Here is a 15,944-nt window from a genome sequence, read left to right as displayed (position 1 = left end):
CGATTACTTGAACTTCTTCTTTAACATAACCTGAAAACTGATCCAACAGAACTTTCAGTTTTGGGTCAATAAATGTCCTGCAAAATGGCTTATCGGGATTGCTGTAATAGTAGTCCTGGTACTTTTCCATATTCAGCTTGAAGCTGCCAAATTGAAGCACTTCCGTAATAATCGGCTGTTCAAAACCTGGTTGCAGCTTGTTAATGGCCGCCAGTGAACAGCTTGCCTGCACCTCATCGAAGGTGTAGATTGCGGATCGGTATTTGGTACGAAAGGAATGCGCAGAAGTGCTGCTATGTGTTCGCAAATGGATTTCTATCAGTGTTTCAAGCGAGATCATCGCCTCTTCAAACTCGACAATCACGGCTTCTGAATAATCAACTTCTCTGCCAGCAGCTGTAATCCACCCCTGCTGAACAGCAATCACGCCAGACAATGACCTGAATATTGCCTCAGTACACCAATGGCAACTTCCTCCAAAACCAATTTTGTTCATGACAGGATTATGCGTTTTTATAAGCAGCTATTAGAATCGCAGAAACTTAAGCCTTTACAATGCATGTCGAAAATTTTTATTTTCATCTTGAAACTCGCTGCATGCAGCACATGCTTTCTCGTACATTGCAACGCTCAGAACGTCAGGCAATATGTACGTGAAAATATAAAAGAAATAAAGCAAATAGATTTCAATGACAACTTTGAAGATCTACAAAGTGTCGGAGATGCAATAGGGAACCACCGGGTAGTCATGCTTGGCGAGCAGTCTCATGGCGACGGAAGTACGTTTCGTTTCAAGGCACGTTTGGTAAAATACCTTCACGAGATGAAGGATTCAATGTGTTAGCATTCGAAAGTGACTATTTTGCACTAACAAATGGCTGGTCCGCATTGCCCCGGGATTCAGCTTCGTCTAAGCAATTCCTACAAAACAATTTATTTCCAATCTGGTCATTTAGTGAAGAATGCAAGCAATTACTATACAGTTATTTACCAAAAACACAATCGACTTCACAGAGCATTCACATAGCGGGAATTGATCCGCAAATGCACGGAAGCTTTACAAGAGAAAATCTTGCAACAGGAATTAAATATTTCCTGTCAACCCAAGAATCATATTTCTCGCAGAATTATTCAGACTATGACAAGTGGATACCTCTCATCGATACACTTTGGATTATAAACCGCAGGACGCGGCCGTACATTGACAGCTTAATGCAGACAACTTTTCGCGATCGGCTATGTGATTTTGGAGTTTCAATTGACAGCATATGCAAGACGATACCTGCAAGGTCGCATTCTTCTGCATTTTATCTTGCATTAAAAAACCTGAGAACATTTACGTCAGAACTCCTGAATATAGACGATCCAGCCTCGAATGAGGCGAGGGATGTACAAATGGCTGATAATTTACAATGGCTTTTAACCTTCAAGTACCCTAACGAAAAAGTTATTGTTTGGGCTGCTAATCGACACATTATGAAAAATTCGGAAATCTCTCCACGGCGACGGAAATGCATTTGATGTATTTCATTAACAAACTCAAACCACTGCTCGGCGACTTTTCCAAAACCGCCCTTAAAAACCTGTATCTGGCTAGCTATGAGGCCAAAGAGTTTGCCTGGACCACTTCATTGCCAGCAGCTTTCAGGCGCATTAATGGTTACGATATTTATAAATTCCTGCCTGCTGTTTACGATCAAAAATTGTTTGAAAAGAAAACAGCGGATGCATTTAATACAGACTTCTCAGAGACCTTTTCGGAGCTGATGATCCACAATCATTACAAAAAAGCCAAAGAGATTTCAAACAGATATGGTTTGAAGATTATATCAGAAGCCGGCGGGCCCGGACATATGCACCACATTCCGGTGGAAACCCTGAAAGCATTAGGCTCACTGGATGTACCGCGCGGCGAATTCTGGTACAAACGACCTTATTTTGACAAAGAAGGCATTGTGGATATGGTTTGGCTGGTGAAAGAAATTGCGGCGGCGGCTAACATTTACAAGCTGGGCATTGCCGAGGAAGAGGCATTTACAAGTTACCTGGATTGGCAGGAAGGTCCGGCTGATCTGAAAACCCATGCCGACCGTGCGTTTTCCGAAGGGATGAACCGGCTGGTTATTCATGGATTTACGCATAACCCGCAAGAAATGGGTTACCCCGGTATCGCCTACTTTGCCGGTACGCATTTCAATGACCGAAATCCCTGGTGGCCGAAGGTCAAACCGTTTACCGACTACCTGAGCCGCATTTCCTACATATTTCAAAATACGAAGTTTGCGGCCGATGTACTGTACTATTATGGCGACGACATTCCCAATCTTGTTCCACCTAAAAATTCCATTTTCAAACCAGGCAACGGGTTCGACTATGAAGTGATCAATACAGAGATTCTGCTCAAAAACCTGACTGTCAAAAATGGCGAGTGGGTGCTGCCGGGCGTAGGCCGATATAAGGTAGGGATAAACAGGATTTTTACCTGATCAGAAATGCGACGGATCAGTGGGTTTCGCGGCAATGCGCGTTTCGCCAGGAAAGCAAAGTGCCTGAGATCTGGGACCCGGTTAATGGGGAAGTGCATGCAGTGAGCGTGTTTGAGCAGCAGGGAAAACAAATGCATTTACCCCTTACCTTACCTCCATTCGGGACATATTTCGTCGTTTTTTCAGAAGGAAAGGCCAAGCCGCATTTCAACGGAATTGTCTCCAACAATGCGAACCCTCCACTATTAACTTACTCTGGCAACCAATTGACTTTCCTGGAAGCAGGGAATTATCAGTTAAAAACCGGTAAGACCGCAGTGAATGTAACCAATGCACCGGAGAAGCTGGAAATCAAAGGCGAATGGAATTTGACATTTCCTGAAAATTGGGGCGCGCCGGCCCAGGCTGTTTTTCCAAAACTCATTTCCTGGTCGGATGCGGAGCAAAATGGGATCAAGTATTTTTCCGGAACTGCGACTTATGCTAAGAAGTTCACATTCAGGATGCCGGAACAAAGAAAACGCATTTACCTGGATCTGGGCGAAGTAAGTGAAGTGGCGGAAGTGTGGCTGAACGACAAACCACTTGGCATTTCCTGGACATTACCGCATCGCTTTGATATAACAAACGTGGTAGTCAACGGTGAAAATAATTTGCGGATAGAAGTCGCAAATACCTGTTCAAACAGGTTGACCGGCGATGCGATTACCGGCGGGCATTTTACCAAAACCAACATTGTAAAAGCAAACAAAAACCTCACGCCCTGGGCAGAGGTTCCATTGAAAAAATCGGGCTTGCTCGGGCCCGTTACCATTGAATCCATTCAGACTGTTAAACCATGAGAAAGTTATTCGCATTGTTCCTTTTGAACTTACTGGTACCTGCCTCAGCCTATTCCCAGGTAGCCGGAGCCGGTAAGTACCTGGATAGCATCAGGCATGAACTGACTATTCAATGGCCCAAAAACAGGATGATTAACCTGGTATTTCACGGACACTCGGTACCGGCTGGTTACGGCGACCGGCACGAGGTGAATACACTGCAATCGTACCCGAATTTGATGCTGAAAAGTCTGAAAGAAAAGTATCCGTATGCAGTGATCAATGTGATCGTGACCGCGATCGGCGGTGAGAATTCGATTAAGGGACAAACGCGTTTTGACACCGATGTACTGGTTCACAAGCCCGATGTGCTTTTAATAGATTATGCATTAAACGACCGGTTTTCCAATCTGGCGAAAGTGAAGGAAGCCTGGGAAAAGATGATAAAGGCTGCATTGGACAAGAAGATCAAGGTCATTTTACTTACTCCTTCACCCGACCAGCGCATTGAAATCAATGATCCGGCCAATCCGCTTGAACCTTACATTGCCATGATCAAATCGCTTGCCGCACAATATAAAACCGGCCTGGCAGATCCAAATGTGAAGTTTAAAGAAGTGGCTGCGCAGGGACAATTGAAGGAAGTAATGGCATCTGTGAACCACCCGAACGAGGCCGGGCACATGCTCATAGTGAAGGAACTGCTCCCCTATTTCTGATCGGGATTTTCGTAGTCCGGGTTGGCGCTGATCGCGAATTTGTATTTATCACCGCGATAGTAGGAACGCTCAATTTCAACAATTTTCTCACCCCTGCAAATCACCGCACTGTCCAGAATGAACATCGGCGTGGAATGGTTCAGCTCAAAGTTGTTGGTTTCCGAATCCGGGTCCATAATCTCTACACCAAGCGTTTGTTTCACTTCCTCTATGCGCAGGCGGTAAGTGTCTTCATACACTTTGAAATAGGAAATCTCCGTCGGCATCCGGTTGATCTTCGGGCATAACCGGAGCGAAATGTATTTGATTTCGTCTTTAATGATCTCATCGTCAGCATACCGAAGCTGGTGGATCTTTAAAACCGGACCGTCAATAATAAAATGCTTCCCGCCGATCTGGGAGGAGATACCGTCTTCCAATACCGTTTTTTCAAGTACCAGGTTATGCGGTTCAAATCCTTCTGCAAGCAAACTTTCGTGAAAGCCGCGGCGGGTGGCGTAAATGGAGCCCAATGTGCGGATCAGGTGGTGGTCTACTGTCCGGTTAAGTACGAAAGTCCCTTTTCCTTTAATACGTTTTGCCCAGCCTTTGTTTTCGATTTCAAGCAGACTTTTACGAGCGGTTGTGTTGCTGACGTTGAAGTTCTTAATCAGCTCATTTTCAGAAGGAATCTTATCACCAGGCTGTAATTCCCCGGACTTGATCTTTTCTATTACCACATCGCTTATGCTTTGAAACTTGGGCCTCATGTTCAGGTTCATTCCACAGAAATGGTGTCAAATAAAAGCTAAAAATAAACAATTAACAGCTACTACGTTTGTAATTATCCTTTGAACTCAGTGCTACACGCACTTAAATCGTGTGAAGTAGCGGGGTTGGATTGTTATTGTCAATTCAGGATTAAAGAGGAGGCCCCGCTGGGCCTCCTCTTTATAGGATCTCACGCCCGGCAGGAAGCTCCACGGGAGCTCGGCATTTTTCCAGGTCCGCGTATTTCTATAAACAGCTGAAGGCAGTGGTGTAGGGAAAGTCAAGTGGAGGATAGAGATATGTTGTGTCCGGCAAGTACGGCCTCGGCGGGGCCTCCTTTTTATAGCCGATCAGGTTACATTGTCCCGGCAAGGACGGCCCCAGCGGGGCCTCCTGTTTATAGCCAATCGGGTTACATTGTTCCGGCAAGGACGGCCCCAGCGGGGCCTCCTGTTTATAGCCAAGTAACCAGGTTTCTTACATTGTTTCTGGCCCCAGCGGGGCCTCCTGTTTATAGCGGACGTTTTCGGAGGATTTTTCGTCTGACAGGAAGCTCCTCCGGAGCTCGGTATCGTGCGTACAACTTGTCATCTATAAACAGGAGGCCGCTCTGCGGCCAGCATCTGCGAACAATCAATTAGCGCATTACCACCCCTCTCATCCCCCATTCCACGGCGGCTCATTCCCCGTTCCACGGCGGCTCATTCACTAATTCATTCATTCACTAATTCATTCATTCAATCATTCAGTCATTCAAAATCGAATTCTACTTCCAAGCCGGATTTTGCTCCAACTGCGGATTTGCATTGATCTCGTCTTGTGGAATCGGGAAGTATTTGTTTTTGGGCTGAACCGGGCGTGAAGGATAAACCGTGTTTACCGTTTTGGATACATTGAGAAACTTGTCTGTTCTCGTCAGGTCATACCAGCGGTCACCTTCTGCGAATAATTCCCATGATCTCTCCTGGATCACGGCGTCGATAAAAGCATCTTTGGTCAATCCTTTTGCAAGGTCGGCCAGGCCGGCTCTTGTGCGGACTGCATTGATGAATTCATAAGCCTTCGCAGAAGGTCCGTTCAGACGGGCTTCTGCTTCTGCGGCAATGAGGTAAATATCCGCCATTCTCAGGATAGGTATGTTCGGGATCAAACCTGTGCTGGAAACAGGGTCCTGGTATTTCTTGATCAGAACAGCATCCGTAGAAATGGGTGTAATGCTTCTCTGAGGCACCCATTTGCCGGATTTATCAATAAATGTGGTGTCCAGTAACTGTCTGCGCTTGTCCTTCGGATCGAATGAATTGAAAAACGACATATAGGCGAACATGGAACCGTAAGAGGTTTTCGCATATTCCACTCCCGCACTGCCGACCGGGCCAGCCAAGCTGGTAAGCTGGTGGCCATTGCCTGGCGTAATAGGATCCGCTTCATAAGCCCAGATGTTTTCCCGCCGCGCTTCATCTTCTTTCAGGTAACTGAAAACATCCATTACATTCGGCAGCAAAGCATATTTGCCTGACTTGATCACAGCCTCTGCTTTTTCCAGCGCCTTGGCCCAGTCCTGGTTGTACAATGCAGCTTTGGCATAAAGCGCATCTACGGCTTCTTTGGAAGGGCGCCCTTTTTCGTTGGCAGGGTAGGAGGCAAGCCCGGCTTGTCCGGCCTGGTCGAGATCGCTGTAAATCTGTTTGTAAACGTCCGCAGCAGCACTTTTTGGCGCATAGGCCTCTGTTTCCGTTACGCTGGGTTCGGTTTTTACCACTACATCCCCAAAATTTTTGGTAAGTGTCCAGAAGTAGAAAGCGCGCAGGAAGTAAGCTTCTCCCAAAATCTGTTTCTTCCGCGTTTCGTCCATTGTTGCGTCCGGAACTTTGGTAATGATCCAGTTGGCTCTTTCTATCCCGCTGTATGATGATATCCAGAGCTGCTGAGGCGATTCATTGGTGCGACCTGCACTCTTCTGAACCGTGTAAGTAGGCTCTACGGTGAATAGTGTCAGGGAATTGCGGCCCACAACTCCACGTGGATAAATCTGGTCGGCGCTGAAATCAGGTACCATCGTGGCTGCGGGACCGCCGTAAAGACCGCCAAGCGCATCATAAACGGACAGCAGACCTTTTTCAGAATCGGAAGCCGTTTTGTAAAAGGATTCGACAAAAATTGAAGAGTACACTTCTTCCTCTAACTGGCAGGAGCCGGTTCCTAATGCGAGCGCAACGAGGGGAAGGATTTTCTTGAATGCTATTTTAGAAAGTTTCATAATGTAAGGGTTTAGGGCTTAAAAAGTAAGCTGAATGCCTCCCAGGAATGATTTCGACTGTGGATAGACCAGGTTGTCAATTCCGATAGTTGTGTTGGAATTGGCATAAGTGTTTACTTCCGGATCGAAGCCGCTGTATTTTGTGAATGTGAACAGGTTATTACCGCTCACATAAATCCTCACTCTGCTGATTCCCTTGATCGCAGGCAGGGTATAGCCCAGCATCAGATTTTTGAAACGCAGGTACGAACCATCCTCAACCGCGTAGGAAGAAATTGGCAACCGGCCCGCAACCGCAGGACTTACGTACTGGTTACTCGGATTTTGTGGAGTCCACCGATTTTCAACTCCCTGGAAAAGATTGCGCTGGCCCAGCGGGTTTTCGAATGAAAGCCGGCTCACATTATAAATGTCATTTCCTTCTGTACCCGAGAAGAATGCACTCAGGTCAAAGTTTTTGAAGGTAACATTTGTAGAGAAGCCGTAGATGAACTTAGGATTTGGATTGCCCGTGATGATCTGATCTGCGGAATTGATGGCACCGTCGTTGTTGAGGTCTTTGACTTTGTGTCCACCCAATCTGCCGTCGTAACCAGGGATAATCGCTTCACCGGTTTGGTTAATGCCGTCGAAAACATAAGTTTTAAACACACCCAGCGGCTGTCCCACTTTGAGGACGGTATAATTCGTGATGAATCTTTCATCGGTAGTTCCACCGTCCAGATCGAGTACTTTGTTGCGGTTAATGGTCAGGTTTCCATTGATACTCCATTTCACCGGACCATTCAGCAGATTTGCATTTGCGGCGATTTCAAGTCCTTTGTTTTCGAGAGAACCATAATTTCCGGTGATGCTGCTGTAACCCGATGATAGCGGCAGTGTTTTGATATAAAGCAGGTCTTCGGTTTTCTTGATATAATAATCTAGAATCAGAGAAAAGCGGTTATTGAGCAGACTTGCATCAATACCGATGTTCGTTTGTGTCGACTTCTCCCAGCGCAGATCCGGGTTTGAAATGCCGGAAGGGCGAATGGCAGTAAAGTAAGTGTGGTTGATATTGTAGCCGCCACCAGACTCTACAGTTGCAAGTGACTGATAAGGATCAATGCCGCCTGCATTTCCCGTAATACCATAGCTACCGCGTAATTTCAGGTCCGAAAGCCAGGTCGCATCTTTCATGAAAGGCTCTTCAATAATGCGCCAAGCAGCTGACACCGCGGGAAAAAATCCGTATTTGTGATTGGCCCCGAACTTGCTTGAACCATCCACACGCGCAGTAACGTCAACAAAATACCGGTCTTTAAAACCATAGTTAACCCTGCCCATGTAAGAATCGAGCCGCTGCATGTTGCGCGAACTCGATATGGTCCTGTTTAATGCGAGTTGAAGCGCTTCATTCCTGGTAGCATCGTTAGGAAAGCCGGTTGCATTAATTTGGTTGTTGTTATATTTCTCAACCTGCGTGGCAAACAAACCTGTGAATTTCAAACTGTGGTTAACACCGATTTTGGTGCCGTAGGAAAGCACACTTTCGTGAAGAAGTCCCAGCATGTTGGAATTGAACTTGGCGGCAGTTCCGGAATTATCATTGCGGTCTTTCGCAGCGATAATTGAAATAGGCAGGTAAGTATCATTAATCCTCGAATCAACATCTGCATTGAAAGACGCGCGGTAGCTCAATCCGGGAAGGATCATGTATTCTCCGTAAATGTTGATCAATGCCCTTTTAATATTGCGCTTCCGCAAAATGGACGTGTAGTTCAATGGATTGATTACTTCACGGTACTGTCCATTGCCTTGTTCGGCAAAGGGGAATATAGAACCGTCTGCTTTATAGGGTTGCAAAGTTGGTGGCGCACCCACAGCAGCTCCGAGCACTGTTCCGGTTACCACACCTGCGTCGCCGACGGTTGTACTGCCGGCTTCGATACCGTTATTATTTGAAAAACTTCCCATCACGCTGGTACCCACGCGCAGTTTCTTGCTTACGCTGTGGTCCACATTGAGGCGGTAGGTGAAACGTTTGAAATCCGAATTAATGATCACACCATCCTGATCGAAGTAGTTGGCTGAAAGCGACAGTTGTGTTTTCTCGGAGCCACCACTGATTGTAAGCTGATGATTCTGGATAGGCGCTTTTTGGAAAATAAGATCCTGCCAGTCTACTCCCTCTCCCAGGCTTGCTGGATCAGGATAAGCATTGTTTTTAAATGTTTCATTTTCAAGCTGGGCGAATTCTGCTGCATTCAGAACATCCAGCTTTTTGGTTACCTGCTGCACGCCGTAGTAGCTTTCGATCGATACATTGGTTTTGCCTGCCTTTCCGCGCTTGGTCGTAATAAGGATAACCCCATTCGCAGCGCGCGCTCCGTAAATAGCGGACGCAGACGCATCTTTCAATACCTCAACAGACTCAATATCATTAGGATTAATGGTAGAGAGCGGACTCACGTCATTGATCCCGCCACTGTTCGAGATCTGAATTCCGTCGATTACATATAGTGGCTCAGCATTTCCATTGATCGAGTTTGTTCCCCGGATCCTCACGCTGATGTTACCTCCGGGAGAGCCGGAGTTTTGGTTGATCTGCACGCCAGAAACGCGGGACTGAAGTCCCTGCGCCACGTTTGTAATTGGCAGCTGCGTGAGTTCATCCGATTTTACAGAAGCAATGGATCCGGTAGTCTCCACTTTCCGCTGCGTTCCGTAGCCCACCACGACTACTTCTTCGAGTGCTTTCGCGTCTACTTTCAGCGTTACATCTACGGCAGAGCGGTTGTTAATGGAAACTTCCTCTTTCAGGTAACCAACGAAGGAGAAAACCAGCGTGGCATTTGCAGGCGCTTCAATGGCATAAGAGCCATCTACGTTCGTAAGGGTTCCTGTTTGTGTACCTTTAACAGTTACACTGGCGCCGGGAACACCTTCTCCTTTTTCATCAATTACTTTTCCGGCAACATTGCCAGACTGGGCCAAAGTGGTCTGTGCAAGGCTCAGCGACAAGCATAAGAGCCCAAGCAAAATGCGTATTTTTTTCTGCATATTAAAGAATATAGGGTTAGAGTGGATAACGGAATAATTCAATTTGAAAAAGATTTTTCGCGGATTTAAGCATTGATCAGGCAGACCAATCAGGCGGCAATCCGGTGAGATTTGAGCCTTTTTAACTGAAATTAGCCCGAAGAAGAGCCGGAATCAAGGTGGTTTAAACCTTATCTAATCTCAAAATTGCTCAAAAACTATCGGGAACGTTTGCGAATACGTTACCGATATATGGTTTTATATATGATTAATATAATATTTCTTTATTTTTGAGATTGGATTTGTGAAACGGGAGGAATGCGGGCATTTAGTACATCTTTATTTAAATAGTACAATCGGAATGATCAAATGTGTGAAGTGCGGGCAGGTAGAAGGAATTATGAAGGCGGGGTATGTCAGGGGCAAGCAGCGGTTCCTTTGCAAGCCGTGCAACTACTATTTTACAATCCAGGAAAAAGACGTTTCGGTGGCAATTCAGCAGAGACGGAAACGGCATCAAACAACAATCATTGATATCGCCAAAACGCTGGGAGTTTCAAATTCCACGGTGTCACGCGCATTGCACGGCCATGCCGATATCAGTCCGGATACCCGGCAGGCGGTACTCGATACGGCCGCACTCCTGGACTACCAGCCAAACCAGCTTGCCTATAACCTCGTAAAAAGCCGCACGAATACGATCGGGATGATCGTGCCGGAATTTCATAATCCGTTTTTCCCCAATGTGATCATTGGCGCGCACGAGGTACTGACCAAGGCAGGGTATAATTTGACGATCATGCAGAGCAATGAATCCTACCAGGTAGAGATTTCCAACACGAGGGCAATGCTGGCGAACAGGGTAGATGGATTACTGATATCACTGACCCAGGAGACGAACAATTTTGATCATTTGAATGTGTTTGAAAAAAGGGGCATTCCGCTGATCCTTTTCAACCGCGTTTGCGAGCAGATTGACGTTCCGAAGGTGGTGGTGAATGATTTTGAATCTGCTTTTATGGCGGTGGAGCATTTAATCCTGAATGGTTACGAACGCATAGCGCACCTTGGCGGGCCGTTGACTTTACTTGTCAGCCAGGAGCGACTGAGAGGATACAAAGCGGCCATGCAAAAACACGGGAAAACCATTGAAGACCATATGGTAATCCAGGGAATGCTGACCCAGCAAAAAGCGCGGATTTACGGACAGTACCTGCTCGACCTGGCTGAGCGGCCGGATGCGATTTTCGCTGTGAATGATTCGGCAGCCATTGAAATTATGCTGATTGCCAAAGAAAAGGGGATTGCTATTCCTGATGAATTGGGTGTGGTTGGTTTCAGCGATAATCCGGAATCGGCTTACATCGGGCCTGGATTAACCACAATCCGGCAGCCAACTATTGAAATGGGGCAGACTACGGCAGCGTGGATCTTGCAGCTGGTTGACGCGGAGAATCTCAATTTGCACGAGCGCAAAGTGTTGAATACCGAGCTGATTGTGAGGGGTTCGTCGATGCGGAAGAGTTAATGGATCTTTTTAAATTTGTCCTGGTTCCTCAATTCATTTATAGAACCTTAACGAATTAAGTTTAATGCCACGAAGGCACGAATTAACACGAAAGTATTCGTGCCTTTTTCGTGCCTTCGTGGCAACTAAAATGAAGTTAAGGATTCTGCTTCAAGACATTAGCCCCCATGATATCGATCTGAGCCTGTGGGATCGGGAAGTACTCGCTTTTTCCTTTTACGAAAGTAGCGCCCGACAGGTAAGAACGTTTCTTACTTTCTTTCGCCAGATAAGCATTTAAAACCGAATCAGCAACTCCCCAACGAACCAGGTCGAAGTGGCGGTGGCCTTCCATGGCGAGCTCCACGCGACGCTCAAAACGAACTGCTTTTCTTGCATAATCCTGCGTTGCAAACGCCGGGTAAGCCTTCACAAGATAGTTAGCCGCAGGCTTTCCGCTCGCATCCATTACCACTACATTGGCTGCGCGTGTTCTTACCTGATTAACCAGTTTCAATGCAGTAGCCAAATCGTTTTCTTCCACTGCAACCTCTGCACGCATCAAAAGAATGTCGGCAAAACGGATCGCGCGATAGTTGTTCGCATTGGCACGTGGAGATTCAGCGCCTGCATTTTCGCCGCTGTAAGCAAAGAACTTCTTGAACGTATAAGGTCCGCCGAAAGCCTGGTCGCGGATCCAGTTTCTGCCCGGGTGTGTGCCCCAGTTCAGGAACGGAAGTCCTCTGCGGCCCACAGTCCAGTCAAGTCTTGGATCAAGTGTTCCTTCGTAAGGTGTAAACGGATCACTTGAAGCGAGTCCCTCGTCGTTTTTCACGTCCACATCATTGAAAGTATCCAGCAAAGGCAAACCAGCTGCATCTGTTTTGAATGCATTCACAAGGTTTTGAGAAGGCTGGTAAAATCCGCAGCAGCCGCCTGGCGCCGAGCCGTAAGGGAAGTTATAGTTATCTCCCCAGCTACCATTCTGGCCGCTTCCGCCATCTCCCACTGACATTTGTACCTCGAAAACAGACTCGCTGTTGTTCTCGGTCGCAATGCGGAAGTTGTCGTGAAAGCTATTCACCAATGCAAAAGGTCCATTGGTGATGATATCATCCAAAAGTGGCTTTGCAGCTTTATAATCCTGCTGGTACATGTGCACTTTGGCCAATGCAGCCTTGGCAGTCCACTTGCTTACGCGGCCCACCTGCGCTTTGGTTGCCGATACATTATCAACCGCAAACTGGAAATCAGCCTCGATCATCGGCCAGATATCCGCCGTATTTGGCAGGTTTACAAAATCAGTTACAGTTTCGTCCACATAAGGAACCATGTTCCAAAGCTTTTTAGCTTCGAAATGGTACCAGGCGCGCAGAAAGCGGGCTTCTCCCATTGCCTGTGTCTTTTCAGCATCAGTCATATCCGTAGCCAGGCCGATCAGCTTGATGGTGTTATTGGAACGGGAAACACCGTCGTATACCGCGATCCATTTGTCGTTATATGCGCCAATATCCGCCTGCGGAATGTAACGCTCAATGGTCGTGATCTGCGCCTGGTCACCTACGTCTGAACCTTTGTATGCATCGTCCGACGCGATAGAACCGTAAATCCAGTTACTTACCGAGGAAGTATTAACCGGTCCCGAGCCAACGCCGTCGAGCAAGCTGTACGCCCCGATCAATACCGCATTTACACCCGCTTTATTTGAAAGTGATTGTTCATTTCCAACACCAAGTGGTGTCGTTTCCAGAAACTCTTTGCCGCAGGAAGTCAGCATTCCTACGCAGACCATTGCAGTTAATATGCTCTTTTTCATATCTATTAGCTTATTATTCACAGATAAAAAATTTTGTCCCTGTTATTAGAATCCGAAGTTGATTCCGATCTGGTACATTTTGGAATTAGGATAGTTACCCTGATCCACACCCAGCACGGTACTTCCCGGAGTTGAGCCTACCGAAGTTACCTCAGGATCAATACCGCTGTATTTGGTGATCGTGAAAAGGTTCTGGCCTTGCACGTAAACTCGTGCACTCTCAAATCCTATTTTCGACAAAATGCCGCTCGGAAGCGTATAGCCCAGTGTCAGGTTTTTCATACGGAAATATGAACCGTCCTCGATAAAGTAGCTCGAAGGCTGCTGGCTGCGGCTGTCGTTTGCGTCCAGAATAGGAAGTACTGCATCCGGATTTTCAGGTGTCCATGAATCGTTCAGCATGCGCAGACTTCTGTTACCAGCCTGGTTGTTGAAGTCAACCCAACGTTTTACCATATTGATAATCCCGTTTCCTTTTACGCCCTGGAAGAATGCCGACAGGTCAAAGTTTTTATAACCCACATTCAGGTTGATACCGTAAGTGAAGTCAGGGTGGGGGTTACCCAGGAACACGCGGTCGTTGTCTGTAATGGTACCGTCGCCGTCCGTATCGTGGTATTTGTATTTACCAACAGCTGCGTAGCCAGGGTATTTAGGTCCCTTGTCCACTTCTCCCTGATTTTGGTAGATACCGTCGATCTGCAAACCGTAGAATGAATAAAGCGGCATGCCGGCTACCGAGCGCGTCCAGGTGTAGCTGCGGATTGCAGGGCCAAGAAGTACTGCCGAGGAGCTGTTGTTCAGCTTTTTCACTTCGTTTTTGTAAGTAGAAAAGTTAACTCCTACCGAGTAAGTCAGGTCACCGTTCAATGCTTTGTTGTTGAAGTCCAGAGCAAGGTCGATTCCTTTGTTGTTCATTTCACCCACATTCACAAAAGGGATCGTGGCTACACCCTGCGTTGCGGGAAGTGCTACCTGGTAAAGCATATCCGAAGTAGTACGGTTATACAAATCGAGGTTGAAGTTGAACATGCCTTTCAGGAAAGTCGCGTCCAGACCGATGTTGGTTTGTGTCGTAGTTTCCCATTTTGCATCAGGGTTACCGAAAGCTTCTGTGTCAAAACCAGGTTCAACTGCATTGTTTCCGCCGCCGATCGCGTAAGAAGACAAGCTCAGGCTTGAACGGTAGGTGCTGAAACCATTATAGTTACCAATTTCCTGGTTACCCGTTTGTCCCCAGCCTCCTCTTAATTTCAGATCATCCAGCCAGGTAAGTGGTTTCAGGAAGCTCTCTTCCGACAATCTCCAACCCACACTGAACGCAGGGAATGTTCCGTAACGGTTGTTTTGACCAAAACGGGAAGAACCGTCGCGGCGCACTGTCGCTTCCATTAAGTAGCGGTATTTCAATGCATAGTTAACCTTTCCGAAAATCGAGAAGAGTGCCCATTCGTAACCTCCGCCACCATTGTTGATACCTGCTGTACCCGAGCTCAGGAACATGTACTGCGGATCTTCAGAGAAGAAAGTAGTACGTGTCGCATTGAAGTTGCGGCCTGTTCCTTTAATTGCTTCGGTACCCAGCAAAACGCCCAGCTTGTGGTTTGCGCCGATATTTTTGTTGTAGTTCAAAGTATTTGACCACGTCCAGTTGATGTCGTAAGCATTCTCATTTGACAACGCGTTTGCCGCTTCGATCTCTGCTTCTTCAAGGTCCATTAAAGTGTAACCAACCCGGTTGAATGCATTCAGGTCAATACCGATGCTCGACTTGGCGGTCAGGTCTTTCAGGATATCAATCTCCATATAAGCATTACCGAATGCGCGGAAATTGTTGGTCTGGTTGTTTCTCGTTCTCCACAGCTGTGCTACCGGGTTGGTGGCAGGACCAAGTCCGGCCGCTCTCGTTGCAGCAAAATTGCCGTTGATATCATACACAGGAATAATCGACGGAATGCGGTATCCATTTCCGATCGGGTTACCGTCCTGGTTGTTCAGCGTACTGGCAGTTCCGTTGTTGGCATAATAACCTTTGTTTTCGGTATAACTTACTTCCAGGTTTTCACCTACGCGAATACGCTTTTTGAAAGAAAACTCTGTATTCGAACGCAGCGAGTAACGGTTGAAAGAAGTGTGGATCAACACCCCGTCCTGCTTGAAGTAGTTAAGCGCGATCGCGTAACGACCGGTTTCTGTACCACCTGTTGCGCCGATGTTGTACTCTTGAATAGCAGCAGGGCGAAGGATCTCCTTGTGCCAGTCGGTACCTTCCTTGTTGGCTTCTACGATCTGGTAAAAACCATTTCGGTTGTAGTTGTAAAGTGAAGGATTAACGCGCGGGTCGCTTGCTGAAAGACCGAAGCTTGATCCCGCCAGAATGTAATCCGGCACTACTGCATTCGGGCCATTTCCGTACTGTTGATGCGAAGGATTTCCATTTGTCAAAAGACCTGCATTGCGGCGCTGCGTCCAGAGCAGGTCACCAAATTGCTGCGGATCTTTGATCAGGTCCAGGTCCACTTTGCCTGTTTGCAAACCGGCGCGTGAGTTGAATGTAAATCTGG

General features: G+C 47.0%; 11 protein-coding genes. 5 read left to right on the top strand and 6 right to left on the bottom strand.

Going from position 1 to position 15,944, the window contains the following annotated elements:
- A partial coding sequence (locus ACTIE6_RS25380; protein WP_439559284.1) for a peptide-methionine (S)-S-oxide reductase occupies nucleotides 1-496 on the bottom strand: 496 nt, incomplete at its 3' end.
- Nucleotides 497-810: 314 nt separating this feature from the next.
- Here ACTIE6_RS25380 and ACTIE6_RS25375 point away from each other — a divergent pair.
- The 4 genes from ACTIE6_RS25375 to ACTIE6_RS25360 are packed head-to-tail and all read left to right on the top strand — an operon-like array spanning nucleotide 811 to nucleotide 4,026.
- On the top strand, nucleotides 811-1,521 hold the full coding sequence (locus ACTIE6_RS25375; protein WP_439559287.1) for an erythromycin esterase family protein: 711 nt from the start codon (nucleotides 811-813) through the stop codon (nucleotides 1,519-1,521).
- On the top strand, nucleotides 1,512-2,486 hold the full coding sequence (locus ACTIE6_RS25370; protein WP_439559283.1) for a glycosyl hydrolase: 975 nt from the start codon (nucleotides 1,512-1,514) through the stop codon (nucleotides 2,484-2,486). Before ACTIE6_RS25375 ends, ACTIE6_RS25370 begins: the two co-directional genes overlap by 10 nt.
- A gap of 59 nt (nucleotides 2,487-2,545) precedes the next feature.
- Nucleotides 2,546-3,328, top strand: coding sequence for a glycosylhydrolase-like jelly roll fold domain-containing protein (locus tag ACTIE6_RS25365; RefSeq protein WP_439559282.1), 783 nt, complete (start codon nucleotides 2,546-2,548; stop codon nucleotides 3,326-3,328).
- Nucleotides 3,325-4,026: an SGNH/GDSL hydrolase family protein gene (locus tag ACTIE6_RS25360; protein ID WP_439559281.1), complete on the top strand. Its 702-nt coding sequence runs from the start codon at nucleotides 3,325-3,327 to the stop codon at nucleotides 4,024-4,026. Before ACTIE6_RS25365 ends, ACTIE6_RS25360 begins: the two co-directional genes overlap by 4 nt.
- Here ACTIE6_RS25360 and ACTIE6_RS25355 read toward each other — a convergent pair.
- From ACTIE6_RS25355 to ACTIE6_RS25345, 3 genes are all read right to left on the bottom strand, one after another.
- Entirely contained in the window at nucleotides 4,017-4,745 is a 729-nt protein-coding gene (locus ACTIE6_RS25355) for a GntR family transcriptional regulator (protein WP_439559280.1), read from the bottom strand. The genes ACTIE6_RS25360 and ACTIE6_RS25355 overlap by 10 nt on opposite strands.
- 797 nt (nucleotides 4,746-5,542) lie before the next feature.
- The gene (locus ACTIE6_RS25350) at nucleotides 5,543-7,036 is read right to left on the bottom strand and encodes a RagB/SusD family nutrient uptake outer membrane protein (RefSeq protein WP_439559279.1); all 1,494 of its coding nucleotides are present in this window, start codon (nucleotides 7,034-7,036) and stop codon (nucleotides 5,543-5,545) included.
- 18 nt (nucleotides 7,037-7,054) lie between these two features.
- Nucleotides 7,055-10,078: a SusC/RagA family TonB-linked outer membrane protein gene (locus tag ACTIE6_RS25345; RefSeq protein ID WP_439559278.1), complete on the bottom strand. Its 3,024-nt coding sequence runs from the start codon at nucleotides 10,076-10,078 to the stop codon at nucleotides 7,055-7,057.
- Nucleotides 10,079-10,418: 340 nt separating this feature from the next.
- Between ACTIE6_RS25345 and ACTIE6_RS25340 the strand changes: the two genes are divergently transcribed.
- The gene (locus tag ACTIE6_RS25340; RefSeq protein ID WP_439559277.1) at nucleotides 10,419-11,585 is read left to right on the top strand and encodes a LacI family DNA-binding transcriptional regulator; all 1,167 of its coding nucleotides are present in this window, start codon (nucleotides 10,419-10,421) and stop codon (nucleotides 11,583-11,585) included.
- A gap of 136 nt (nucleotides 11,586-11,721) precedes the next feature.
- On the opposite strand, the gene ACTIE6_RS25335 is transcribed toward ACTIE6_RS25340, so the two are convergent.
- Nucleotides 11,722-13,380: a RagB/SusD family nutrient uptake outer membrane protein gene (locus ACTIE6_RS25335; RefSeq protein ID WP_439559276.1), complete on the bottom strand. Its 1,659-nt coding sequence runs from the start codon at nucleotides 13,378-13,380 to the stop codon at nucleotides 11,722-11,724.
- Between the two features lie 45 nt (nucleotides 13,381-13,425).
- On the bottom strand, nucleotides 13,426-15,944 hold a 2,519-nt coding region (locus ACTIE6_RS25330), incomplete at its 5' end, for a SusC/RagA family TonB-linked outer membrane protein (RefSeq protein ID WP_439559275.1).

Origin of the sequence: Dyadobacter sp. (genome assembly GCF_051859145.1) — a bacterium.
Taxonomy (GTDB): Bacteria; Bacteroidota; Bacteroidia; order Cytophagales; family Spirosomataceae; genus Dyadobacter.
This window is presented reverse-complemented; position numbering and strand designations above follow the sequence as displayed.